Raw genomic sequence first — 22,515 nt, 5'->3', positions numbered from 1 at the left:
AAGGGCTATCAACATGGGTAACTACGTCTCCTACTCTCCGACCGACGACACAACCACAGCAGCCTACGATGCCGAGCGTCTCCGCCAGCAGGCCGTTGCGCTGCATCAGGAATACCGACCGATCTACAAGCCGTCTTACGTCAGCAGCGACATGGCCGACGAGATGCTTGCCGCTCACAACCCCAATTCCGTTGACGTAATCGTGGACGGTGTCGCCATGACGGCTGAGCAGGCCCGAGGCATGTACGAAACTTGCACCATTTCCCGCGACCAGTACGCACGAGGCATGGAGGCCGGAATGCATCGCATGGGCAACAAGGGTTGGAAGGTTCGCGAGGACCGTAAGCGCCAGCGCTAAGCGCCTCAGGACGTCGATAGGCAGCGTTTGGGATGGTTGGAGACCGCTCACCCCTCCCGTGTCCTTACGCTGCCTATGGACTCCACAGACGACCTAGAATCGAATCATCAAAGTTAGGAACCACACATGCGCATTTATCGCGTAACCGACCGCGAAGGCCGGGGACCGAAAGAATCCGGGCTGATGTTCACATACATGGCGGGTGTCGTTGAGGCGGAGAGCCAAGGCCTAGAAACACCCATGGATGAGGCGGAGATGCTCGCACATCCTGGCTACGCTTCCCGGTTCGACGGCTTAGGGGCAAAGCTTCATCCAGACCGCCGTTTCGGGTGCGAAGAGCTAGGCGACCTACGCCGCTGGTTTCCATCTCCGGCAGGGTGCAGAGCCATGACCGCGGACGGTGCCATCATTTCAACGTTTGAGGTGCCGGAGAGCTGCGTGATTGTAGGCCGCCATCGGGTACTGTTCATCCTTCGGGCGGCACGGCTGATCAACACAAGGCCTGCCCTCGTGACGAACATGGTGACTCCGGCGCTCAATTGGGGTCCAGCCGGTGGCGTTCCGATCGCCTTGCTGTGACTGGTACACCGATGAGACTGACGCGCTCTACGGATTCCACAGCCACCGTAGAAACCGAAACAAACACGAGAGAGCAGCCAATGCAGAATAGCGAATCGATCACCCAACTTAGCGACACTTGGCGAATCCGCCATTCCGCCAAACCGAAGCAACGATGGTGGCTTGAGCGCCGCGTTAAGAGCAACTGGCATATGCTTGGGGTATTCGTGTCCCGTGAGGCCGTGACCTCGCATGTGCGCCGAATGTTCAGAGACCACCCAGATCTTGGCATCCTCAGCGCAGCGGCAAAGCTGGCCTAGCCGTTACACTGTCGAAATCATTGCAATAGTGCATTTAACTATTTGATTCTGTTGCAAAATACCATCTAGACAGATTCGAGCGAAGCGCTTAGCAAGTCATCCGCACCCGATGAAGGGTGTTCATTTCATGACATAGGGACTGACATGCATATTAATACGAAGCGCTTCGAACTCGAAATCCACCGTGACAGCATCTGGGTGCGCGTGTCGCTGTTTGGGAGGACCTTCCAGACCTTCCGTGACTTCTCTGGGCAGGGTCTAAGCGCGACTAATTGGATCAAGGACGCGGAATATCCGACTGAAACCGAATCGCGATCCACCCTCATCTGACTAATTGGCACAATTAATTTGGCACAAATACTTGGCACAAATGGTTTCTGTGCTGTCGCCTAACTGGCTGATATGAAAGGGATAAATAGCACTTTGCAAGGAATGGCGGAGAAGATGGGATTCGAACCCACGATACCCTCTCGGGTATACTCCCTTAGCAGGGGAGCGCCTTCGACCACTCGGCCACCTCTCCGGTGGGAGCCCTGATAGAGTCATTCGACAGGTGACGCAAGCGCTTTTTCGCCTTTTTCACCTGATGCCGGGGCCGTCGGCCTCAGCTCAGCAGTTGCTTAAGATCGGTAGACGCGTCGGCGATGATCGCCCTGTCGGGATTGATCCCGGATTCCAGCATCTTCTTGCCGCTGACATAGGCCTTGGCATCATTGATCGCATCGACGGCAATGAATGAGCCGTTCTTGAAATACCAGATCGAGTGCGCGCCCTCGCGGGCGCCCGGGCGCAGGACCGTATCGTCGTATCCCATATTGAAGCCGGCGATCTGCAACTTGACGTCATACTGGTCCGACCAGAACCAGGGCTTGGGGTCGTATGCTTCTTTACCGCCCGCGATGATGGCGGCGACCGCCTCTGCCTGATCAACGGCGTTCTGCACCGATTCGAGACGAATCCGCCCACCCTGCCACGGGAGAACCGCACAATCGCCGGCGGCAAAAATCGACGGATCGGATGTGCGGGCAAATTCGTCCACGATGATTCCATTGGCGACCTCGAGCCCCGCCTCTTTGGCGAGCTGATCGTTTGGAACGACACCGATGCCGACGATGACGAAATCCACGTCGATCGTGGATCCGTCGGAGAGCTCCGCCGCGACGACCCTGCCCTCGTGACCTACAAGGTGCTTGAGCCCGGTCTTTTCCCGGATGACAACGTCATGCGTCTCATGAATCACGCGCATGATATCGGCGGTCTCCTTGGCAGCGACGCGCTGCAGGATTCGGTCGGCCATCTCGATCACGGTGACCTCAAGGCCGCGATGGCGAGCAACGGCAGCCGCTTCAAGGCCGATATACCCCCCGCCAATGATGAGCACGCGACGCCCCGGGCGCATCTCCTCGGCCAACAGATCGGCATCGCGCTTATCGCGGGCCACGTAGACGCCTTCGAGATCTCCGCCGATCGCAGCCGGCAGCGCTCGCGGCGTGGATCCGGTCGTCAGTGCCAGTGTACCGTAGTCGAGCACCGAACCGTCCTGCAGGAGCACCTGTTTCTTGTCGCGCACAATCTGCTCTGCCCAGGTGGAAAGCCGGATTTCGACATTATTGTCAGGGTACCAATGCTCCGGCCGGAACAGCAGACGATCGAACGTCATCTCGCCGAGCAGATATTTCTTCGTAAGCGGCGGACGCTGGTAAGGCAGCGCATCTTCGGCACCGATGATGGTGATTGGGCGCGTATCCTTGAGCGCACGCAGTTTCGCGGCCAATGCAAAGCCGGCCTGCCCCGCGCCGATGATCACCAGTCTGTCCGTCACGTTCTCACTCCCAGCCCGCAGCCGCGCGTTCCAGCAAAGGCCTACCCCCTGCCCCCAGCGCCGTCAACCGGAAGGGGTCGACCTCAATCGATCTCGATCCAGCGGCGCTCGTGGAATGACTGTGCCATGGCGTGAACAGACTTCTCTATCCTAAGACCGTCTTCGAATGTCACGATCGACGACGGCTCGCCGGAAATTGCACGGATCAGTTCGCGGCATTCGATGATCTTCAGATCGTTGAAGCCAAGACCATGACCAGGCGCCGGAATGAAGCGGTCGTATGGGCGATGCGCCGGGCCGGCCAGCACCTTGCGGAAGCCCTGTTCTGAGCCGCGGCCCGCCGCCTGATAGAGTTCGAACTCGTTCATGCGTTCCTGATCATAGGCGATCGAACCCTTCGCGCCGAAGATCTGCAGCGCGATTCGACCCTTGCGCCCCCAGGCGGCGCGATTCGCCATCAGGACAGCGGAGATCCCGCCACCAAGTCGCATCAGGACGTTGGCGGCGTCGTGATTCTCGACGTCGCGACGCCCGCCTTCCTTCACCGGACGATCGGCATAAGGCTTCACCATATCGGTAATAACCGCCTCGACATGACCGAATAGATACCAGAGCAGCGACAGCGGATGCACGGCGAAGTCATCAAGCGCGCCATAGCCGGCGGAAAGCTCACTCTTCCAATAGAAGAACGCGTCGGGATCGGCCATGAAGTCCTCGTCCATTTCGACGCGGATGTGATTGACGGCGCCTATCGCACCTTCCTCGATCAACGTCTTGATGTGGCGCATGACCGGATTCTGGATGTAGTTGTAGCCGAGAACTGCGACCTTGCCCGCAGCCTTTGCTGTCTTCAGCATACGCTCGGCATCGGCATATGCCGGCGCCATCGGCTTCTCGCACCAGACATGCTTGCCCGCTTCGAGCGCAGCAATTGCCATCTCCGCGTGGAACTGGTTCGGCGTGGTGACCGACACGACGTCGACCTCAGGATCAGCGATCAGCTTGCGCCAATCGGCGGTTGCCTTTTCGAAGCCGAATTCGGAGGCGCGCTTGGCCGCAAGGTCTGCATTGGCCTCGGCCAAATGAATCAGGCGTGGACGCTCGACGTCCCCGAATACCGTCTTCACTGCGTTCCATGCCAATGCGTGGCATTTGCCCATATAGCCGGTGCCGATCAGGCCAATTCCGAGTGGCTTCATCTTGTCTCCTCCGCGTTCCTCGCCGATTTTTTGGAATATTTAGATCATTTTGACAAGCGCCGTTGATGGCCACTTTTCGCCGCACGCTTGGTTTTTTTGACCAAACCCCTTAAATTCCAGCGAAATAAAAACAGTTAGGCACGCGGATGGAAATCATTTATGGTCCGAATTATGGAATGTTTATTTCATTCACCGGATCGTGCCTATGGATAGTGACACCAAGACGCCCATACGCGTGCCGCGCGACTTCGAGAGTCTACGCAGCACGATTATCGAGCGCAAAGCAAACATGCCGAAGCGGCTGGCACAGGTCGCCGCTTTCGCCCTCGGCAACCCCGACGAGATCGCGTTCGGCACAACGGCGAGCATCGCTGCGGCCTCTGACGTGCAGCCGTCGACGCTGGTGCGTCTCGCGCATCATTTAGGCTACGAGGGGTTCTCCGATCTGCAGAGCATCTTTCGCGAGCGCCTGCGCGATCGGACGCTGAGCTATGAAGAGCGCCTGGTCACGCTGGAGCAGGCCAGCGGCGATGACGAGGATGCCAACCTGCTTTCCGGCTTCATTTCGGCTGCAAGCCAGTCGGTCAACCGACTGGCTGCCACTGTGCAGACCGATACCTTCACCAAGGCGGTCGATATTCTCGCGGCTGCCGAGACGATCTACCTGATCGCCAAGCGCCGCTCCTATCCGCTGACAGCACACATGACCTATGCCTTCTCGAAGCTGAACATCCGGCACCAGATCGTCGCGTCGCCAAATGGCGTCGATCCGGAAATGGTGCAATTCGCGACTCACAAAGATGCGGCAATCGCGGCGAGCTTCTCGCCTTATGCCGCCGACAGCCTGAGCCAGGCGGAAGCGCTCGCAGATCGAGGGGTGCCCGTTGTTGCTATTACCGATTCGGCCTTCTCGCCGCTCGCCGCCCGCGCCACCTGCTGGTTCGAAGTGGCGGAGGCGGACTTTGCCGGTTTCCGCTCGCTCTCAGCGTCGATGGCCCTGACGATGGCGCTCCCGGTTGCGATCGCCGAGCGGCGGCGGAAGCGAACCCAGGTAAAATCGACAAAATCAAAAATGGAATAAACATTCCGAATTGACAACAATACGGAACCGATGTTTCATTACTCGCAATCAGCAGGCGCCAAGCCGTAGCTAAAATCTAGCGGGAGGACATCATGGCACAACCGAACCCGGGCTCGCAGCCGGAACCGTCGCTTGACGTGATCACGATCGGCCGATCCTCGGTCGATCTCTACGGCCAGCAGATCGGCTCGCGGCTTGAGGACATCGGCTCCTTTGCGAAGTCCGTCGGCGGCTGCCCTGCCAACATCGCAATCGGAACGGCGCGTCTAGGCCTCAAGTCAGGCCTGATCACCCGGGTCGGCGACGAACAGATGGGCCGCTTCATCATCGAGCAGTCGGCGCGTGAAGGCGTCGAGACGAAGGGCATCAAGACCGACAAGGAACGTCTTACGGCACTGGTGCTGCTCGCCGTCGAGGCCGAAGGCGTCTCGCCGATGATCTTCTATCGTTCGGATTGCGCCGACATGGCGCTCGACGAGGGCGACATCGATGAGAGCTTCATAAAATCATCGCGCGCCGTGCTGGTGTCGGGCACGCATTTCTCCCGGCCGAATACGGAAGCCGCACAGCGCAAGGCGATCCGCATCGCCAAGGCCAACGGCCGCAAGGTTATCTTCGACATCGACTATCGGCCGAATCTCTGGGGCCTTGCCGGCCACGCGGAAGGTTTCGAGCGCTATGTGAAGTCCGATCGCGTCTCCTCCAAGATGAAGGAGACGCTTCCCGATTGCGACCTGATCGTCGGAACCGAAGAAGAAATCCTCATTGCCTCAGGTGCCGATGACGTGCTCGGTGCTCTCAAGGAAATCCGTCGCCTGTCGCCGGCGACCATCGTTCTCAAGCGTGGTGCCATGGGCTGCATCGTCTACGATGGTCCGATCAGCGACAATCTGGAAGACGGCATTGTCGGCGAAGGCTTCCCCATCGAGGTGTTCAACGTGCTCGGCGCCGGCGATGCCTTCATGTCGGGCCTGCTGCGCGGCTGGCTGAAGGACGAGCCGTTGAAGACCTGTGCCACCTGGGCGAATGCCTGCGGCGCCTTCGCCGTCTCCCGCCTCCTCTGCTCGCCTGAGTATCCGACCTGGGCCGAGCTCGATTTCTTCCTGAAGCACGGAAGCCAGCATCGTGCGCTGCGAAAGGACGAGGCGATCAATCACATCCACTGGGCTTCGACGCGCAAGGGCGATATTCCGCTTCTCATGGCGCTTGCGATCGACCACCGTTCGCAGCTCACCAGTGTCTGCGATGAGCTTGGCGTCGACTACAAGAAGATTGTGGCCTTCAAGCGCCTTGCTGTGGAAGCTGCTGCCCGCGTTGCCGATGGCCGCAGCGGCTACGGCATGCTGATCGACGAGCGCTTCGGACGCGACGCCTTCTTCGATGCGGCAAGCAAGAATTTTGCTTGGATCGGCCGCCCGGTGGAACTGCCAGGGTCCAAGCCGCTGCGCTTCGAGTTCAGCCAGGACATCGGTTCGCAGCTCGTCGAGTGGCCGCTCGATCATTGCATCAAGTGCCTGTGCTTCTATCACCCGGACGACCCGGCAGCGCTGAAGAGCGAACAGCAGGAGAAGTTGCGTACGCTCTTCGAAGCCGCACGCAAGGTTGGCCGCGAACTGCTGATCGAAATCATCGCCAGCAAAAACGGGCCGCTGACCGACGGCACCATTTCGACGGCAATGGAAGAACTCTATGCGCTCGGCATCAAGCCCGACTGGTGGAAGCTCGAACCTCAGGCTTCGACGGCCGCCTGGAAAAAGATCGAGGCCGTGATTGCCAAGAACGATCCATGGTGCCGCGGTATCGTGCTCCTCGGTCTCGAGGCTCCGGCGGACGAACTGGTGAAGGGCTTCGAGGCGACGCTCGCTGCTCCGTCCGTCAAGGGCTTTGCGGTCGGTCGCACGATCTTTACCGAAGCGGCCCGCGGCTGGCTTTCCGGCAAGCTGAACGATGAGGAAGCGATATCAGACATGGCCGGACGCTTCCGCCAATTGACCGACGCCTGGTTGAAAACCCGCGGCCTGAATTAGTTAAAGCATTTGGGAGGTGCCCCATGGGCAAGACTGTACGATTGACGATGGCTCAGGCCGTCACGCATTTCCTCAAGAAGCAGATGACCGTGGTCGACGGCAAGAAGGTGCCGATCTTCGGCGGCGTCTGGGCAATCTTCGGGCACGGCAATGTCGCCGGCATCGGCGAGGCGCTCTATCAGGTGCGTGGCGAACTGCCGACTTATCGCGCCCATAACGAGCAAGGCATGGCGCATGCAGCAATTGCCTATGCCAAGGCGAATTTTCGCCAGCGTTTCATGGCGTGCACGACGTCGATCGGTCCAGGCGCACTCAACATGGTGACGGCAGCCGGTGTTGCCCACGTCAACCGCATCCCGGTTCTCTACCTGCCCGGCGACGTCTTCGCCAATCGCGCGCCCGATCCGGTGTTGCAGCAGATCGAGGATTTCGGCGACGGCACGGTTTCGGCGAACGATGCTTTCCGTTCTGTTTCCCGGTATTTCGACCGCATCACACGGCCGGAGCAAATCATCTCGGCGCTGAAGCGCGCCATGCAGGTGCTGACCGATCCCTATGATTGCGGCCCGGTGACGCTGTCATTGTGCCAGGACGTGCAGGCCGAAGCCTTCGATTATCCCGAGAGCTTCTTCGAGGAGCGTGTCTGGACCACGCGCCGCCCTCGCCCGGATGCCGATGAGTTGGCAAGCGCCATCGCGCTCATCAAGAAATCAGAAAAGCCGGTCATCATTGCCGGCGGCGGCGTGCTCTATTCGCAGGCCACCAAGGAGCTCACGGCGTTTGCCGAGGAACACCGGATCCCCGTCGTCGTCACGCAGGCCGGTAAGTCGGCGATCGACGAGCGGCATCCGCTGGCGCTTGGCTCCGTCGGTGTGACCGGGACATCGGCCGCCAATGCCATTGCAACGGAAACGGACCTTATCATCGCGGTCGGCACACGTTGCCAGGACTTCACGACGGGCTCTTGGGCGCTTTTCCAGAACGACAAGCTCAAGATCCTCGGCCTCAACATTGCCGCCTACGACGCAGCCAAGCATGACGGCCAGACGCTGGTGGCCGATGCCCGCGAAGGATTGAAGGCCGTTTCGAGCGGGCTTGCCGGCTGGAAGGCACCCGCTGGGCTCACCGAGAAGGCCGAACGGGAAAAGAAGGTCTGGATGGACGCCGCCGCCAAGGCGATGGCGAGCACCAATGCCGCCCTACCCTCCGACGCCCAGGTGATCGGCGCTGTTACCCGTTCGATCGATCTCGAAAAGGCCATCGGCCTATGTGCTGCCGGCGGTCTGCCGGGCGAGATGCACAAGCTCTGGCCGGCGACCGCGCCCGGCAGCTACCACATGGAATATGGCTTCTCCTGCATGGGCTACGAGATTGCCGGCGGCCTTGGCGCCAAGATGGCGCATCCTGAGAAGGAAGTCTTCGTCCTTGTCGGCGACGGGTCCTACATGATGCTGAATTCCGAGCTCGCGACGTCGGTCATGCTCGGGCTGAAGCTCAACATCGTCCTGCTCGACAACCGTGGTTATGGCTGCATCAACCGGCTGCAGATGGCGACCGGTGGTGCGAACTTCAACAATCTGCTGAAGGACGCGCACTACGAAGTCATGCCCGAGATCGACTTCCGCGCACATGCCGAGAGCATGGGCGCCATCGCGGTCAAGGTTGCGTCGATCGCCGAGCTGGAGAAGGCAATTGCCGACTCGAAGAAGAACGATCGCACCTCGGTCTTCGTGATCGACACCGATCCGCTGATCACCACGGATGCAGGTGGCTACTGGTGGGACGTTGCCGTTCCCGAAGTCAGCCCGCGCGAGCAGGTCAACAAGGCGCACGCGGCTTACGTCAAGGCGCGCGCCGCCCAGCGCATCGGCTGATCGACTGATTTCATCTTCTGGAAGAGCGGCGACGCTCTTCCGACAATGCTTTTGAGGAGACTATTGATGAAGGCCAAACTTGGCATGTCGCCGATCGCCTGGTGGAACGACGATCTTCCCGAGCTCAGCGACGACGTATCCCTGGAAGAATGCCTGCGCCAGTCGCGCGGCGCCGGCTTTACCGGCATGGAACAGGGCCGCCGCTTTCCGAACAATCCGGCCGAGATGTTGCCGATCCTGCGCGCCGCCGACGTGACGCTTTGCGGCGGCTGGTTCTCTGGCACGCTCGTCGACGAGGAGCTCGCGGCCAACAAGGATCGCATCGCGCCGATGATCGAGCTGTTCAAGGCTGTCAACGCGCCCTGCATCGTCTATGGCGAAGTTGGCCGCTCCATCCAGGGCGACCGCTCCATGCCACTCGCCACCAAGCCGCGCCTCTCGGATGACGAGATGAAGGCCTATGCGCGCAAGGTCACGCAGTTCGGCGAATGGTGCGCCGAGCAGGGCATGCCGCTTTCCTATCACCACCATATGGCCGCCGTCGTCGAGACCGAGCCGGAACTCGACGCCTTCATGCGCAATTCGGGCGAAGGCATTCCGCTCCTGCTCGACGCTGGGCACCTGGCTTTTGCCGGCGGCGACGTTTTGCGCGCCGTCGACAATCACCACGCCCGTATCAACCACGTTCACGTCAAGGACATCCGCAAGTCGGTCGTCGATGGATTGGACCGTAGCAAGCAATCCTTCCTCGACGCGGTGGCGCTCGGCGCGTTTACCGTACCGGGCGACGGTTCGCTCGATTTCGGCGCCATCGTCAAGCGGTTTGCCGGTTACGGATACGAAGGCTGGTTTGTCGTCGAGGCCGAACAGGATCCGCGCAAGGCGCCGCCGCAGAAGATGGCTGAGATCGGTCATGCCGAGCTGATGCGGGTGATGACGGCGGCTGGCTATACGGTCGAGACAGAAGGTTTCCCGAAGGGGTGACGAGAGGTGCTCCGTCTGAGGACGGGGCACCAACTTCTCCCCCTATGGGGAAATTTGCAGGCAATGGAGAGTACCGATGCCAAACCTGAAAGTGAAACCATCCAGCACGCATGGCCGCGTCACTCATGTGACGCCTGAAAGCGCGGGCTGGACTTACGTTGGCTTCGATATGCATCGGCTCAAGCCTGATGAAACCGTCTCAGGCGAGGCAAGCGACCGCGAAGTCTGCCTTGTCTGGGTGTCAGGCAAGGGCAAGGCAAATGCCGCAGGCGAGGATTTCGGCTCCGTCGGCGGGCGTATGAGCCCGTTCGAGGGCGCGCCACACTCGCTCTATGTACCGGCCGGCTCCAGCTGGTCGGTAACGGCCGAAACGGACCTCGAGCTCGCCGTCTGCTCTGCGCCTGGCGGTGGTGACTATAAAGCAAAGCTGATTTCGCCCGGCGTGCACCCGCAGTTCCAGCGCGGCAAGGGCTCGAATGTGCGTCTCGTGACCAACATCATGCCCGAAGACGACAATTCCGCCCATTCGCTGCTGGTTGTCGAGGTCATCACGCCGAGCGGAAACACCTCGTCCTATCCGTCGCACAAGCACGATCAGGACAATCTTCCGAATGAGAGCCTGCTGGAAGAAACCTATTATCACCGCATGAACCCGCCGCAGGGCTTTGCGTTCCAGCGTATCTACACCGACGATCGCTCGCTCGATGAGGCGATGGCGGTGGAAAATGGCGATGTGACGCTGGTGCCGAAGGGCTATCACCCCTGCGCCACCATTCACGGCTACGACCTCTACTATCTCAACGTCATGGCCGGGCCGAAGCGTGTGTGGAAGTTCCACAATGCGCCGGAGCACGAGTGGCTGCTGAAATAAGACGACGTAGAATCGCTAAATAATCTGACAGCGGGCGAGCCGTGCGGATGGTTCACTGCCTCCATCGAAATCAACCGATGGAGGACTACCATGCACGGCTCAACCACCATTCTTGCGGCCGGCAGCCGTTCGGCCAAGCCATCGCGGCTCCCAACCGCGCTTCTCTCCTTTTATCACTGGACGGCTCACAAATTGAGACAGCGGCGCGACCTGAACGCTGTCATGGAGCTTTCCGACGAGCAGCTGAAAGATATCGGCCTGTCGCGCTATCAGACCGAAAGCGATGTGCACGTCTATTGCCGGGACTGAACTGTGCTAGGATGCCGATAGCAGGCTTCATGCATGCAACTTCCGGAACCGTCATGACGCAATTCTCGACCGAGCTGCTGCTGAAGACGAAGACGGTCACGATCCGTGACGTCATCTGTAATGGCGCGTGCCGGCATAAAAGCGACGAGGAATGCGCCCACAGGACGAGCCTGGTCTATCCTTACCGCGGTGTTTTCATGCGTCACGTCGGGCGCAACGACACCGTGGCGGAGGCGAACCAGATGCTGTTCTTCAATACCGCGCAAGGCTATCGGATCAGCCACCCAGTCGAAGGCGGCGATGCCTGTATCGACCTATCCATCGACGAAGCATTGCTTGCCGAGCTGGCGCCGAAAGATCAGATGCAGCCGGGAGAGCTTTTCGGCTTCCGCCGGCAGCGGCGGCGGATCGACCCACGGGCGCAGGCGCTCGTGGCGCTGTTGCGTCACGGCCTGCATCGCAAGGCTGCCGAGACATTGGAAGCCGAAACGCTGGCATTGACGCTCGTCCGCCGGTCGCTCGGAGAACGAACATCACATGCAGCAGGTGCCAGCGTCGGGCGGCAGAAGCTTGTCGACCGGGCAAAGCTCGCTCTCTCCTCGGATCTCGCGCGGCGGTGGACGCTTGCCGAAATTGCCAGCGAAGTCGGCGTTTCGCCGGTTTATCTCACGCAGGTCTTCCAGCAGGTCGAGGCCACCCCGCTTTACCGCTACCAACTGCGGCTCCGCCTTGCCAGAGCGCTCGACCTGCTCGGACAATACGACGACCTGACGGCGCTCGGCCTGGAACTGGGCTTTTCCAGCCACAGCCACTTCACCTCCTCGTTCCGCCAGAACTATGGTCAGACGCCCGCGGAATTCCAGCGCGCGGCGCGGCTTCGGCGCTGACAAGTTGCTAAAGAATTCGACAGCGGCGGCCGCGGCGAAAGTGCTCTGATGGTCCGGTCCCAAATGGGACATGAAACCGGAGGATCATTGCCGTGAAGAAAACCACCTGTGCCGCCTGCGACTGCGAACTCGGGCCGGATGTCATCAGTGTCAAGCTCGGCGGAAAGACCGTCGAGGTGTGCTGCCAGGAATGCGCCGAGGCGCTCAAGGAAGCCGATGCTGCAGCGACCACGGCCAGGCGAGCAACAATGAGTGAACAGGAGAGCCGCGCCCATGAGGCGCGGCTCTCGTCTTTCAGGCGGGAAGCAGGCCGTAGCGCCAGCCCCTGCTTTTCGCCAAGCGAACAAGCACCCAGGCAGCGAGCAGCAGCATGCACAATTCCGCATAGACCGGCACCATCCAGATGCCCATCTCGCCGAAGAGATGCGGCAGCAGGAAAGTCAGGGGCAGCGTGAAGAGATAGGGCCTTGAGAGGCCGAAGATCGCCGCGCGCTTTGCATCCCCGATCGACTGGAAATAGCCCGAGAGCACGATCATCTGGCCGAAGAGGAAATAGCAGCCGACCGTCCAGGGCAGGATGCGCGCCACCTCGCTCACCACAGCAGGATCGCTAACGAAGATCGCCCCGAACCGTCCGGCCAGCAATTCGACGACCAGCTCGATGGATGCGCAATAGACGAGCGCCGAGACCATCGCGATCCGCAGGCTGCGGCCAACTCGATCGGAGAGCCCTGCCCCGAAATTGTTGCCTGAGATGGTCTGGAAGGCGACGTTGAGGCCGAGCAGCGGCAGATAGGCGAAGGTCATGATCCGCGTGATGATGCCGTAGGCGCCGATCGTCGCCACGTAGTCGGACCTGCCCCAGAGCGAAAGATTGAAGATCACCGCGGCCGAGCTCAACGAAATCCCGATGAAACCGAGACTCATGGGCATGCCCAATGCGAGGATGGTTTTCCATTCGCCAGCCGCGCCGCGACCTGCCGGTCGCAAGGCGTCTGCCTTGAGCCAGCGATAGGCGAGGATTGCGGCAAGGCAGATCGCTTGCGCCGAGACGGTGCCGATCGCGGAACCGGCAACGCCCCACTGCATCACCGCCATGAAAAACCAGTTGGCTGCGATGTTGAGGAGCGATGCGGCGAGCGTCACGGCGGTCATGAAGGCGATCCGACCTTCGCAGCGCAGGGCATCGATGTTCAGCGACAGGAAGAAGGCGATGACCGCCGAGCCGATCATGATCGCCATGAAGAGCGTGGCGTTCGCGGCCACCGTCGCGTTGCCTTCGGCGGCCGCCTCGACGATCCGCCAGCCGATACTCCAATAGACGAGATTGAGTGCGGCCACGACTGCGATCGCCAGGAGATGCGCAGTGGCAAACGTCCGGCGCGCGGTCGGCCTGTCTCCTGCACCGAGCTGGCGCGCAAGGATGCTTGCCATGCCGTTCGATACGAGGGATTGCAGGGCGATGACCATCATCAGCCCGGGAAAGATGAGCGTGACTGCCGAGAGCGCTGCCGGCCCGACATAGGCACCGAGAAAGTAGGCGTCGACCACGGCGAAGAGCCCATTGATCGTGGTGATCATGATGATCGGCGCTGCCGTCCGCGCGAAGACGACGGCAAGCGGGGCGGTCAGAAACGTGTTCTTTTCAGCATTGTTTTTCATAGGGATACCGAAGAGCTACGGCACGCGGCTGCGGGCCGTGTGGGACGGAAAACCGGGAACGGCTCAGATGTCGAGAACGAGGTGGGGAACGCCGTTCGACGTCTTGCGCGGCGACACGCCGTTGCCGTCGACCTGTGCATTGATGCGCTGCCGGAACGCCGAGAAACTCTCGAAGGTCACGACATCGACAGGCTCGTCGAAGTGGATGGTGATCTTGTGGAGCCCTCCACCGTGCGCCGAAAGCGCCAGGATCTTGCCGCTGAACGCCTGGTTCAGATACCGGCCGCGGACTTGGGCGCCGACGGAAAGCGCGGCGATCGGCTCTTCGTTTGGCCGCGTCGCAAGCGCGGAAAGCGTGTTCCAGTCACGCAGGCCGTGCTGTTGCGCGACAAGCTCAAGGGCGGCGCTGTGGGAGATCGCGGTGCCGCGTGTTTCCATCGCCTGACGAAGACGCTTCGCCTGCGATTTCAGTTCTTCGATCGTTGGATATGCAGTGGTCACGGATTCAGCCTTTCGGAAGGCATGCCATTTCGACCGTTACAAGGGAGCTCGCATTGCCTGCAGTCAGCATGCACCAAATGGCTGTGACTGAATCTTGCCGAGGACTTCACCATGGACTTTTCGTCCGCGAGCGGCCGGCGCCTCGAGCCATGTCCGATATGCTTGAAGGGCGACGGACTGTCAAGCAGGCCCGTCTTGCCCAAGAATGAGCCATTTTGCTCTCCAGACAGGCATAAGCTTCAGATTGTAGGGAGATTGTTCAGAAGTTGTCAGCAATCTTGCGCTAATCTCGAAGCGTACAACAAGCGGAGGCTACCGTGGCCTTTCAGATGCACCTCGACACAGAACACCCGCAGCCCGAACAGGCCTACCGGGAATTTTCGCTCGATCGCCCCGGCAAGATCATCTTTGTCGGACACCACCTCAGCACGGGAACGCAGGTCCGCTGCTTGATCCGCACCATTACGCTTGCGGGCGCGGTCATCGAGGTCAACCCTAACCTCGAGGTGCCGAATCATTTCTTCCTCGAGATCCTCGGCATTCACGACGAGATCGGCTCGACGGTCGTCAAGCGCGAGGGCGACCTCGTGACAATTAGCTTCAACATGCTGATCAACCCGGAATTCCTGCATCACGTCTTGCGACTGAATTTCGAAGCGTAGCCGGCGTGCGACCGCTCTCGCATTCCGCTCGCGACAACGCCGCTGTCCTGGTGGCACTGCGTCTCGCGGCCCGCCAAACGAAGAGCCGCACGATCAGCTGAAGGCTCTGCCATTCCGGGCCTTCGAGCGGATCGCTAAACCGATCCCGGTGAACTTTTCGATTGCGATCCTGAAAGACACTCCAGAGAACCACCCAGTTGAGATCCATTGCTCGGGCCTCCATCTATTGCTGATGTGACTGAGCTAAGTCTCCCCGCACTCTCGATGTAGATGCATGGGAGAAAGAGGGTTTTCATCCATGAAAGATGCGAACTGGGACGACCTGCAGTTGTTCTTCCATGTGGCGACTGGCGGTGGGCTTTCGGCTGCGGCAACGCAAACCGGCCTCAGCGCACCGACGATAGGCCGTCGCATGCTGGCACTGGAGCGTGCGACGGGACGCGCGCTCTTCAACCGCGGACCGACGGGATACCTGCTGGCAAACGACGGAGTTGCGCTTCTCGAGCGGGTTCGCTTGATGCAGGACGCAGCCCAATCCATTGCGGATTGGCGAGGCGAAGTGTTGACGCTTCCCATCGTCTCGATGGCCGCCGACAGTTGGAGTCACGCTTTGTCGCCTCCCACCTTGCAGCCATCTGGACGCCGAAGGACGCCTTTCGGATGTGCTACAAGACCTGCGACGGCGGCGTCGACTTCACCTACCGCGAGGCCCACATCGCTATTCGCCATGACCGCCCCGACACCGGCAACGTTGCAATTCGGCGATCCGTCGGCGTTGCACATGCCGTTTACCAGGCGCGCAGCTTCGACGATCGCAACCGCAACTGGATCTCACTCGGCACAGACATCGCCATCACGCCGGCCGACAAGTGGACCTTCGAGCATCCGGACTACTGGATCACCGGCTGGACGAATACGCCGCATATGCTCTTCTATCTCATCCGCGGCGGTGCCGGACGCGGCGTCCTACCGTGCTTCATCGGGGATTCTGACCAGAGCCTCGTTCGCGCTGGGCCGCTTATCGAAGAGTTGACTTACGAGATGTGGGTCACGGCTCACGACGACGAGCGTCAACGCCCGGAAGTGCGCACCGTCATTGACCGACTGGTCGGGCTTTTTTCCGAGAACGAAACGCTCTTTGCCGGTGAGGCGCCGGGACCATAGAAGCCGCCGGCGCAGATCCGGGTTTGGCGATAGTGTCTCAAGCAGCAAGGTGTCGCTCTATCTGGTCGACAGGCAGATTGATGTAGTCCTTCGGCACTTCAGCCGAAATCGCAGCCTGAACTTGAGGTGTCAGGCTGCTCCGCAGGGTGCCGAGTGCCTTTGGCGGCGCGACCAAAATGATGTTGCGAGCATTCTTTTCGCGCACCAACAGGTCCATTTTCACGGCAACCTGTTTCAGAAACTGTGCCTCGGCCTGCTCATGCCAATCTGTTTGCTCGACGGCACTAACGCTCTGCCCATTGGCCGCGTGCGTTCGACCCGGTTTGTCGGCTCCTATTTCGCGATCCGGCTCATTGGGCTGGCTCAAGGTTTCCTCAACCTTGAGGTTCATCAATTCTATGTCGCCTGCGTTCTGCAGGATCAATGCCTTGGCACCATCGCAAACGACCACCCACGATTTCGACGGAACTCTGACATCAGTCATTGTGATTTCCTCGCTTTGTAATTTTGAAGCGCCATCGGCGCCCCCGACAATCAGAAAAACGTGCAGAGTCGAAAAGAGTTCGATGACTTTTTTACGACAATTGCGGCGCATCGCGGTGCTCGCAGCCCTGGCCGCTCGATCTGAATTCGCGTCTTCCAAGGTGGGACGCCCGGAAAACGACTGCGTCGTTAAAATTGTATTTGGTTCCTTGACAATTGAGCAAAGCATTCGTGTGAAGCTCCAGTCGAAGAGGACCGGGACGACCTTGGTTCCAGGGAGACACGCGGAAATGTCGATGCTTCGCGCCACGCACCTTGCGACCGTAAAATCTGCGGTTTACGAGACGCGCTGGGAACAGTTCAGTGTTAGACGCCCTGCGCGTATCATCGCGGTGCGGCCCTGCCTTACCGGTATCTCCATCCGCAGCGCAGAGATCATCGACATCTCGCGCGGGGGTGCCACGTTTGTCGTTTCATCCACAGCGGGCCTGCCAAAGCACTACTACCTTAGTATTCTTGGCCTTGCCTATCGGATTGGTTGCGCCGAGGTCTATCGCAATAACGAGCGCATTGGCGTGCGGTTCATCAATACAATCGAGCCGGAGGTTCTACGTCGCGTCGTGCGTGCGGATTTCATGGCCGGCAACGTGGAAGCACTCGAAGCCCGCGGAGCTGTACGCATGTAAATCGCGTTCACCGCGGAATAATGTTTCTTGCCTTGGCGGCAGCAGAGCCTATTCTCGGTCCGATTTTCCACAGCATCCAGGAAACTGCTCCAGCATGTCCGCCTTTTCGCGCTTCACGCCGCTTGCTAGCGCCCTTCCCTCCACCGTTCCCTTCGTCGGTCCAGAAGCGATCGAGCGCCAGCGCGGCCTTTTGGTCAAGGCGCGTATCGGCGCCAACGAGAACGGCTTCGGCCCAGCCCCATCCGTGCTTGCCGCCATGCGCGAGCAGGCTGGTGATATCTGGAAATACAACGACCCCGAAAACTATGCACTCAGGGAGGCACTCGCCAGGCATCTGGGCGTCGGAATCGACTCCATCGCGATCGGTGGCGGCATCGATGAATTGCTCGGTCAGATCGTGCGGCTCGTGATCGAGCCTGGGGCGCCTGTCGTGACCTCGCTCGGTGGCTATCCGACCTTCAACTTCCACGTTGCCGGCTTCGGCGGCCGGCTCGTCACCGTGCCCTATGTCAACGATCGCGAAGACCTCGACGGCCTTCTGGAGGCCGCTAAGCGCGAGAACGCGCCTCTGGTCTATTTCGCCAACCCGGACAATCCGATGGGAAGCTGGTGGGATGCCGATAGCATCGTCGCCTTTGCCCGCGCGCTCCCGGAAACCACGATGCTGGTCCTCGACGAGGCCTACAGCGAAACCGGGCCGGCCGGATCTCTGCCAGCGATCGAGGCGCTCATCGACCTTCCCAATATCGTGCGCACGAGGACATTCTCGAAGGCCTACGGCCTAGCTGGCGCCAGGGTCGGCTATGTCATCTCGACACCAGGCACCGCACGCGCGTTCGACAAGATCCGCAATCATTTCGGGATGAACAGGCTGGCGACGGTGGCGGCTCTGGCGGCACTCAAGGATCGGGCCTATCTTGCCGAAGTCGTGAGCAACATCCGCATGGCACGCGACCGGATCACCGCAATTGCCAAGGCGAACAACCTGGTTCCACTTGCGTCCGCGACCAACTTCGTTGCTATCGACGCCGGACGCGACGGCACTTATGCCCGCGCCATCGTCGACGGGCTGATGCAGCATGGTGTCTTCATCCGGATGCCGGGTGTTGCTCCACTCAATCGTTGCATCCGCGTCAGTGTCGGACCGGAAGCCGAGATGGCGCTTTTCGAAGAAGCACTACCGGAAGTGCTCAAGGCGCTGGGCTAGCGCAAAGCAAAGAACCGCGCCGGCCTTGTTCCTGCCGGTCGCGGTTCATGTTCGTGGCATCGACTTCTTCAAAAAGCTCCCGCCGCCCCTCTTTTGAGGTTGTTATTGATTCTCGCTCGCGTGTTGGCGGCCAGCCGGTTTTTAGTGGATCGTCATCCACTCGCGAGCGGCCCGGAGCGCCTCGACGATCTGCATCTTGTCCATGTTTGCGGCGACATCGGCGCGAAGCTCGGCGGCGCGGTCGTTGCCCTTGATCGCCGCAATGTTCAGCCACTTGTGCGCGGCGACCAGATCGACGGCGCAACCGCGACCGGTCGCATACATCAGACCCATCTCGCAGAAGATATCGGCGTTGTTTTCGCCACCCATGGTGGCCATTTCAGCATTGTGCATTTCAAAGCGTGCCATCGGTTTATCCCTGTTTAGCCTGTTGTCGACTTACCCTGTTTTACCTTCCGGGCCTTGCCGTCTATCGCGGCTTTAAGTGCCCTTCGGTTCGGCGGGTTTGCCCCGCTCGTTTGATAGCTCCACTATGCCAATACCTTTTCAAAAAACGCCTAAAATGCATGATTAATTTGAAACAAACAAAGTGCAAACACTTGGTAAAATTGGATTTTTGTTAAACATCGCGATGCCTGCCGATTAAGGATTTTCGACACAATTTTACGGAATATTCAGATCTCGAAATCAACCTTCCGTTCACCACGAAATCAGCATCGCATGTCTGAAACGGAAGATTTTGTCGCCTCTGGCTCATCAAACGCGGTTGTCGCGAACCACAAGAAACAGATTTACGTTTACGTTCGCGTCATATATTTTCCCGCCGGGACATTAGGGAGGAACGAATGATCCGCACGCTTATTTTCGCTGGAGCGTTGGCGCTTGCTACCGGGACGGCCTTTGCAGACGAACCGATCGTCGGCAATTGGAAAACGGCTTCCGGTGACACGGCGCATATTGCATCCTGCGGCGGCAGCTACTGCATCGTGCTGAAGACGGGCAAATATGCCGGCAAGAAGATCGGAACACTTGCAGGCAGCGGCGTGAGCTACAGCGGCCAGATCACCGATCCCGCCAACGACAAGACCTACAGCGGATCGGGCAACGTTCTCGGAAACTCACTGAAAATGAAGGGCTGCGTCCTCAACGTGCTCTGCAAATCCCAGACCTGGACGCGCCTGTAGCAAGATGAATCGCGAAAAGAAGCGCCCGGACGATGGCCGGGCGCTTCTTATTTCATCGGGCGCGCTGATTGAAGAGGATCTTCTGTGCTTCCTTGTCTTCGGCAAGGTTGCTGCGTTCGCGCTCTTCCTTGCCGACCGCCGTCCCGCGGATCACCGCCGGACGCGCCATCATCGTATCGAACCAGCGCTTGAGGTGAGGAAACTCATTGAGGTCCTGCCCCTGCTTCTCGTAGGGAATGACCCAGCCGATACTGGCCATATCAGCAATCGAATAGTCGCCGGCGAGATATTCACGATCCGCCAACCGCTTGTTCATCACGCCATACAGGCGGTTTACTTCGTTGGTGTAGCGGTTGATGCCGTATTCGATCTTCTCCGGCGCATAACCGCGGAAGTGGTGCGCCTGTCCGGCCATTGGGCCTAAGCCGCCCACCTGCCAGAAAAGCCATTCCTCGATCTGCACGCGTATGCGCTCGTCCGTCGAATAGAACTTCCCGAACTTGCGGCCGAGGTACTGGAGAATAGCGCCGGATTCGAACACAGAGATCGGATCACCCCCAGGACCATCCGGATCGATGATCGCCGGCATACGGTTGTTTGGCGCGATCTTCAGAAACTCCGGCGCGAATTGCTCGCCGCGTCCGATGTTGATGTATTTGACCTCGTAGGGAACGCCGAGTTCCTCGAGCATGATGCTGATCTTCCAGCCATTCGGGGTGGGCCAGTAATAAAGCTCAATCGGTGCCGTCATGAAAATCTCCTTTGGGGACTCAAGAGATAAGCAGTGGTAGCCACGCTTCAAGCTCGCCGACTTCCTGAACGGCGGATGAACCGGGATCTCAGCACCGGTTCAGCCATAGCGTGGCAAAACTGTCTCAACGCTAAGGCGATACCGGGGCAAAGTCATGGATATGCTCATTTTGGCAAGACGTTTCACCATCATTACACTGTTTGCTGCGGTCTTCGCCGTCAGCTTCTCAGCGGCCGTCAGCCGCAAAGCAGGCGGCGGTGCGCAGTCTCACTTCGGAGCCAACTATACGTGCTTCGACACCAGCACCCCGTTCTGCAGGACAATCCGCTAATCCATCGGCGCGAGTGACATCGGCCGCGCCTCAAACCTGTGCAGCCCCCTCCGATGCGTCGTTTGCTTGTTAAAAACAACACCCTATAATGGCGCATGAGCAAACGAATCTCTTCACCCCTCGACATTCTGTCCCCGTCCCCCTTCGTTCCGCAAACCTTTGACGATCCGGTCAAGGCTGTCGATGTGCTGACGGAACTCTATGAGCGCAATACCAACTTCCTGATCGAGAGCTTTGCCAGCCTTGCCAAGGGCGCGCCGATCACGTCGCGGTATCGTGCCTTCTATCCGCAGGTGAGCATCGAGACGACCAGCTACGGCCACGTCGATACGCGGCTCTCCTACGGCCATGTCACCGCTCCCGGGATCTACACGACGACCATCACGCGGCCGCAGCTCTTCCGTCACTATCTGAAGCAACAGCTCGGCTTGCTGATGAAGAACCATGACGTACCGGTCGTCGTCTCGGAATCGGCGACGCCTATTCCCCTGCATTTCGCTTTCGGCGAGGGCGCGCATGTCGAGGCATCGGCTGCAGCGTTCCTGGACATTCCGATGCGCGATCTGTTCGACACGCCGGATCTGAATACGACGGACGATGAAATCGCCAACGGCGAATACATTCCGCCGCCCGGCGAACCTTCGCCGCTTGCTGCCTTTACGGCTCAGCGCATCGACTACTCCCTCGCCCGGCTTTCGCACTACACCGCGACCAGCGCCCAGCACTTCCAGAATTTCGTGCTGTTCACGAACTATCAGTTCTACATGGACGAATTCTGCCTCTGGGCACGCAAGCTGATGGCCGAAGGTGGCGATGGATACACGGCCTTCGTCGAGCCCGGCAACATTATTACGCATGCCGGATCCAGTCGGCCGGAGACGGACGTTGCGCTTTCACGCCTGCCGCAGATGCCCGCCTACCATCTGAAGAAAAAGGGGCATGCCGGCATCACGATGATCAACATCGGCGTCGGCCCGTCCAATGCCAAGACGATTACCGACCACGTGGCCGTGCTTCGTCCGCATGCCTGGCTGATGCTCGGCCATTGCGCTGGTCTGCGCAACAGCCAGCGTCTCGGCGATTATGTCCTGGCGCATGCCTATATGCGCGAGGACCACGTTCTGGACGACGACCTGCCGGTCTGGGTGCCGATCCCGGCGCTCGCAGAAGTACAGGTCGCGCTTGAGGGTGCCGTCGCAGAGATTACCGGCTACGAGGGCTTCGAGCTGAAGCGGATCATGCGCACCGGTACGGTTGGTACGATCGACAACCGGAACTGGGAGCTGCGTGACCAGCGTGGCCCGGTGAAGCGTTTGTCCCAGGCACGTGCCATCGCGCTCGATATGGAATCGGCCACGATTGCTGCAAACGGCTTCCGCTTCCGCGTGCCCTACGGCACTTTGCTTTGCGTATCGGACAAGCCGCTGCACGGCGAATTGAAGCTGCCGGGCATGGCCACTGCCTTCTACCGGACGCAGGTCAACCAGCATCTGCAGATCGGCATTCGGGCGATCCAGAAGCTCGCAGCAATGCCGCCGGAAGCGCTGCATTCACGCAAACTCAGAAGCTTCTTCGAAACGGCCTTCCAATAGGC

23 protein-coding genes, 1 tRNA gene and 1 pseudogene are annotated in these 22,515 nt (G+C 59.8%); 17 read left to right on the top strand and 8 right to left on the bottom strand.

Going from position 1 to position 22,515, the window contains the following annotated elements:
* Positions 1-13 precede the first annotated feature (13 nt).
* The 3 genes from FHX16_RS06290 to FHX16_RS06280 all read left to right on the top strand — a co-directional run bounded on the left by FHX16_RS06290 (position 14) and on the right by FHX16_RS06280 (position 1,566).
* On the top strand, positions 14-358 hold the full coding sequence (locus FHX16_RS06290; protein WP_259126810.1) for a hypothetical protein: 345 nt from the start codon (positions 14-16) through the stop codon (positions 356-358).
* 126 nt (positions 359-484) lie between these two features.
* The gene (locus FHX16_RS06285; protein WP_259126809.1) at positions 485-937 is read left to right on the top strand and encodes a hypothetical protein; all 453 of its coding nucleotides are present in this window, start codon (positions 485-487) and stop codon (positions 935-937) included.
* A gap of 443 nt (positions 938-1,380) precedes the next feature.
* A complete protein-coding gene (locus tag FHX16_RS06280; protein WP_259126808.1) occupies positions 1,381-1,566 on the top strand; it encodes a hypothetical protein in 186 nt (61 codons plus the stop codon).
* Positions 1,567-1,669: 103 nt separating this feature from the next.
* Here the strand turns inward: FHX16_RS06280 and FHX16_RS06275 are convergent.
* From FHX16_RS06275 to FHX16_RS06265, 3 genes are all read right to left on the bottom strand, one after another.
* A tRNA-Ser gene (locus FHX16_RS06275) sits at positions 1,670-1,759 on the bottom strand.
* Between the two features lie 81 nt (positions 1,760-1,840).
* On the bottom strand, positions 1,841-3,058 hold the full coding sequence (locus FHX16_RS06270) for an NAD(P)/FAD-dependent oxidoreductase (RefSeq protein WP_259126807.1): 1,218 nt from the start codon (positions 3,056-3,058) through the stop codon (positions 1,841-1,843).
* Positions 3,059-3,141: 83 nt separating this feature from the next.
* Positions 3,142-4,257, bottom strand: coding sequence for a Gfo/Idh/MocA family protein (locus FHX16_RS06265; RefSeq protein WP_259126806.1), 1,116 nt, complete (start codon positions 4,255-4,257; stop codon positions 3,142-3,144).
* Positions 4,258-4,462: 205 nt separating this feature from the next.
* Between FHX16_RS06265 and FHX16_RS06260 the strand changes: the two genes are divergently transcribed.
* From FHX16_RS06260 to FHX16_RS06230, 7 genes are all read left to right on the top strand, one after another.
* A complete protein-coding gene (locus FHX16_RS06260; protein WP_183751671.1) occupies positions 4,463-5,338 on the top strand; it encodes a MurR/RpiR family transcriptional regulator in 876 nt (291 codons plus the stop codon).
* Positions 5,339-5,430: 92 nt separating this feature from the next.
* A complete protein-coding gene (gene iolC / locus FHX16_RS06255) occupies positions 5,431-7,365 on the top strand; it encodes a 5-dehydro-2-deoxygluconokinase (protein WP_183859478.1) in 1,935 nt (644 codons plus the stop codon).
* A gap of 23 nt (positions 7,366-7,388) precedes the next feature.
* Positions 7,389-9,239: a 3D-(3,5/4)-trihydroxycyclohexane-1,2-dione acylhydrolase (decyclizing) gene (gene iolD / locus FHX16_RS06250; protein WP_183859480.1), complete on the top strand. Its 1,851-nt coding sequence runs from the start codon at positions 7,389-7,391 to the stop codon at positions 9,237-9,239.
* A 66-nt stretch (positions 9,240-9,305) separates the two neighbouring features.
* Complete coding sequence (gene iolE / locus FHX16_RS06245) at positions 9,306-10,223, top strand: myo-inosose-2 dehydratase (protein ID WP_183859482.1); 918 nt, start codon at positions 9,306-9,308, stop codon at positions 10,221-10,223.
* A gap of 76 nt (positions 10,224-10,299) precedes the next feature.
* Complete coding sequence (iolB, locus tag FHX16_RS06240; protein WP_183859484.1) at positions 10,300-11,094, top strand: 5-deoxy-glucuronate isomerase; 795 nt, start codon at positions 10,300-10,302, stop codon at positions 11,092-11,094.
* Between the two features lie 90 nt (positions 11,095-11,184).
* Positions 11,185-11,403 carry a DUF1127 domain-containing protein gene (locus tag FHX16_RS06235; RefSeq protein WP_183859486.1) on the top strand — a complete coding sequence of 73 codons (219 nt, stop codon included), beginning with the start codon at positions 11,185-11,187 and terminating at the stop codon, positions 11,401-11,403.
* Positions 11,404-11,456: 53 nt separating this feature from the next.
* Positions 11,457-12,290: a helix-turn-helix transcriptional regulator gene (locus FHX16_RS06230; protein ID WP_183859488.1), complete on the top strand. Its 834-nt coding sequence runs from the start codon at positions 11,457-11,459 to the stop codon at positions 12,288-12,290.
* Between the two features lie 294 nt (positions 12,291-12,584).
* On the opposite strand, the gene FHX16_RS06225 is transcribed toward FHX16_RS06230, so the two are convergent.
* The gene (locus FHX16_RS06225; protein WP_259126805.1) at positions 12,585-13,952 is read right to left on the bottom strand and encodes an MATE family efflux transporter; all 1,368 of its coding nucleotides are present in this window, start codon (positions 13,950-13,952) and stop codon (positions 12,585-12,587) included.
* A 63-nt stretch (positions 13,953-14,015) separates the two neighbouring features.
* Positions 14,016-14,453, bottom strand: a complete 438-nt coding sequence (locus tag FHX16_RS06220) for a glyoxalase superfamily protein (protein WP_183751689.1) — start codon at positions 14,451-14,453, stop codon at positions 14,016-14,018.
* A 329-nt stretch (positions 14,454-14,782) separates the two neighbouring features.
* Here FHX16_RS06220 and FHX16_RS06215 point away from each other — a divergent pair, with 329 nt between their 5' ends.
* Both FHX16_RS06215 and FHX16_RS06210 read left to right on the top strand, forming a co-directional pair.
* A complete protein-coding gene (locus FHX16_RS06215; RefSeq protein ID WP_183753822.1) occupies positions 14,783-15,115 on the top strand; it encodes a hypothetical protein in 333 nt (110 codons plus the stop codon).
* A 298-nt stretch (positions 15,116-15,413) separates the two neighbouring features.
* Positions 15,414-16,279 (top strand): annotated as a pseudogene (locus FHX16_RS06210) (LysR family transcriptional regulator).
* Positions 16,280-16,316: 37 nt separating this feature from the next.
* Here the strand turns inward: FHX16_RS06210 and FHX16_RS06205 are convergent.
* Positions 16,317-16,763, bottom strand: a complete 447-nt coding sequence (locus FHX16_RS06205; protein ID WP_259126828.1) for a host attachment protein — start codon at positions 16,761-16,763, stop codon at positions 16,317-16,319.
* Positions 16,764-17,052: 289 nt separating this feature from the next.
* Between FHX16_RS06205 and FHX16_RS06200 the strand changes: the two genes are divergently transcribed.
* Positions 17,053-17,448: a hypothetical protein gene (locus FHX16_RS06200; protein WP_016553354.1), complete on the top strand. Its 396-nt coding sequence runs from the start codon at positions 17,053-17,055 to the stop codon at positions 17,446-17,448.
* A 94-nt stretch (positions 17,449-17,542) separates the two neighbouring features.
* Positions 17,543-18,655: a pyridoxal phosphate-dependent aminotransferase gene (locus tag FHX16_RS06195; RefSeq protein WP_259126804.1), complete on the top strand. Its 1,113-nt coding sequence runs from the start codon at positions 17,543-17,545 to the stop codon at positions 18,653-18,655.
* A 141-nt stretch (positions 18,656-18,796) separates the two neighbouring features.
* Here the strand turns inward: FHX16_RS06195 and FHX16_RS06190 are convergent, their stop codons facing one another.
* Positions 18,797-19,063, bottom strand: coding sequence for a sel1 repeat family protein (locus FHX16_RS06190; protein WP_183859496.1), 267 nt, complete (start codon positions 19,061-19,063; stop codon positions 18,797-18,799).
* 437 nt (positions 19,064-19,500) lie between these two features.
* On the opposite strand from FHX16_RS06190, the gene FHX16_RS06185 reads away from it, so the two are divergent.
* Positions 19,501-19,839 carry a DUF2147 domain-containing protein gene (locus FHX16_RS06185; RefSeq protein ID WP_183751706.1) on the top strand — a complete coding sequence of 113 codons (339 nt, stop codon included), beginning with the start codon at positions 19,501-19,503 and terminating at the stop codon, positions 19,837-19,839.
* 52 nt (positions 19,840-19,891) lie between these two features.
* Here the strand turns inward: FHX16_RS06185 and FHX16_RS06180 are convergent, their stop codons facing one another.
* Positions 19,892-20,590 carry a glutathione S-transferase N-terminal domain-containing protein gene (locus FHX16_RS06180; protein WP_259126802.1) on the bottom strand — a complete coding sequence of 233 codons (699 nt, stop codon included), beginning with the start codon at positions 20,588-20,590 and terminating at the stop codon, positions 19,892-19,894.
* A gap of 154 nt (positions 20,591-20,744) precedes the next feature.
* On the opposite strand from FHX16_RS06180, the gene FHX16_RS06175 reads away from it, so the two are divergent.
* Both FHX16_RS06175 and amn read left to right on the top strand, forming a co-directional pair.
* Complete coding sequence (locus tag FHX16_RS06175; RefSeq protein WP_259126801.1) at positions 20,745-20,921, top strand: hypothetical protein; 177 nt, start codon at positions 20,745-20,747, stop codon at positions 20,919-20,921.
* 95 nt (positions 20,922-21,016) lie between these two features.
* The gene (gene amn, locus FHX16_RS06170) at positions 21,017-22,513 is read left to right on the top strand and encodes an AMP nucleosidase (RefSeq protein ID WP_183751710.1); all 1,497 of its coding nucleotides are present in this window, start codon (positions 21,017-21,019) and stop codon (positions 22,511-22,513) included.
* The last annotated feature ends 2 nt before the right edge of the window (positions 22,514-22,515 follow it).

This window comes from Rhizobium sp. BK661, from assembly GCF_024808825.1.
GTDB lineage: Bacteria > Pseudomonadota > Alphaproteobacteria > Rhizobiales > Rhizobiaceae > Rhizobium.
Note: the sequence above shows the minus strand (reverse complement) of the source record. Positions and strands in the feature narration are given on the sequence as shown.

Excerpts from the sequence above, each read along its gene's own strand:
- FHX16_RS06215 (WP_183753822.1), top strand. The coding sequence starts at position 14,783 with ATGCACCTCGACACAGAACACCCGCAGCCCGAACAGGCCTACCGGGAA.
- FHX16_RS06195 (WP_259126804.1), top strand. The coding sequence starts at position 17,543 with ATGTCCGCCTTTTCGCGCTTCACGCCGCTTGCTAGCGCCCTTCCCTCC.
- FHX16_RS06265 (WP_259126806.1), bottom strand. The coding sequence starts at position 4,257 with ATGAAGCCACTCGGAATTGGCCTGATCGGCACCGGCTATATGGGCAAA.
- FHX16_RS06190 (WP_183859496.1), bottom strand. The coding sequence starts at position 19,063 with ATGGCACGCTTTGAAATGCACAATGCTGAAATGGCCACCATGGGTGGC.
- FHX16_RS06205 (WP_259126828.1), bottom strand. The coding sequence starts at position 16,763 with ATGACTGATGTCAGAGTTCCGTCGAAATCGTGGGTGGTCGTTTGCGAT.
- FHX16_RS06260 (WP_183751671.1), top strand. The coding sequence starts at position 4,463 with ATGGATAGTGACACCAAGACGCCCATACGCGTGCCGCGCGACTTCGAG.
- FHX16_RS06180 (WP_259126802.1), bottom strand. The coding sequence starts at position 20,590 with ATGACGGCACCGATTGAGCTTTATTACTGGCCCACCCCGAATGGCTGG.
- FHX16_RS06285 (WP_259126809.1), top strand. The coding sequence starts at position 485 with ATGCGCATTTATCGCGTAACCGACCGCGAAGGCCGGGGACCGAAAGAA.
- FHX16_RS06235 (WP_183859486.1), top strand. The coding sequence starts at position 11,185 with ATGCACGGCTCAACCACCATTCTTGCGGCCGGCAGCCGTTCGGCCAAG.
- amn (WP_183751710.1), top strand. The coding sequence starts at position 21,017 with ATGAGCAAACGAATCTCTTCACCCCTCGACATTCTGTCCCCGTCCCCC.
- FHX16_RS06175 (WP_259126801.1), top strand. The coding sequence starts at position 20,745 with ATGGATATGCTCATTTTGGCAAGACGTTTCACCATCATTACACTGTTT.
- iolB (WP_183859484.1), top strand. The coding sequence starts at position 10,300 with ATGCCAAACCTGAAAGTGAAACCATCCAGCACGCATGGCCGCGTCACT.
- FHX16_RS06225 (WP_259126805.1), bottom strand. The coding sequence starts at position 13,952 with ATGAAAAACAATGCTGAAAAGAACACGTTTCTGACCGCCCCGCTTGCC.
- FHX16_RS06230 (WP_183859488.1), top strand. The coding sequence starts at position 11,457 with ATGACGCAATTCTCGACCGAGCTGCTGCTGAAGACGAAGACGGTCACG.
- iolE (WP_183859482.1), top strand. The coding sequence starts at position 9,306 with ATGAAGGCCAAACTTGGCATGTCGCCGATCGCCTGGTGGAACGACGAT.
- FHX16_RS06290 (WP_259126810.1), top strand. The coding sequence starts at position 14 with ATGGGTAACTACGTCTCCTACTCTCCGACCGACGACACAACCACAGCA.
- iolC (WP_183859478.1), top strand. The coding sequence starts at position 5,431 with ATGGCACAACCGAACCCGGGCTCGCAGCCGGAACCGTCGCTTGACGTG.
- FHX16_RS06200 (WP_016553354.1), top strand. The coding sequence starts at position 17,053 with ATGTCGATGCTTCGCGCCACGCACCTTGCGACCGTAAAATCTGCGGTT.
- FHX16_RS06280 (WP_259126808.1), top strand. The coding sequence starts at position 1,381 with ATGCATATTAATACGAAGCGCTTCGAACTCGAAATCCACCGTGACAGC.
- FHX16_RS06185 (WP_183751706.1), top strand. The coding sequence starts at position 19,501 with ATGATCCGCACGCTTATTTTCGCTGGAGCGTTGGCGCTTGCTACCGGG.
- iolD (WP_183859480.1), top strand. The coding sequence starts at position 7,389 with ATGGGCAAGACTGTACGATTGACGATGGCTCAGGCCGTCACGCATTTC.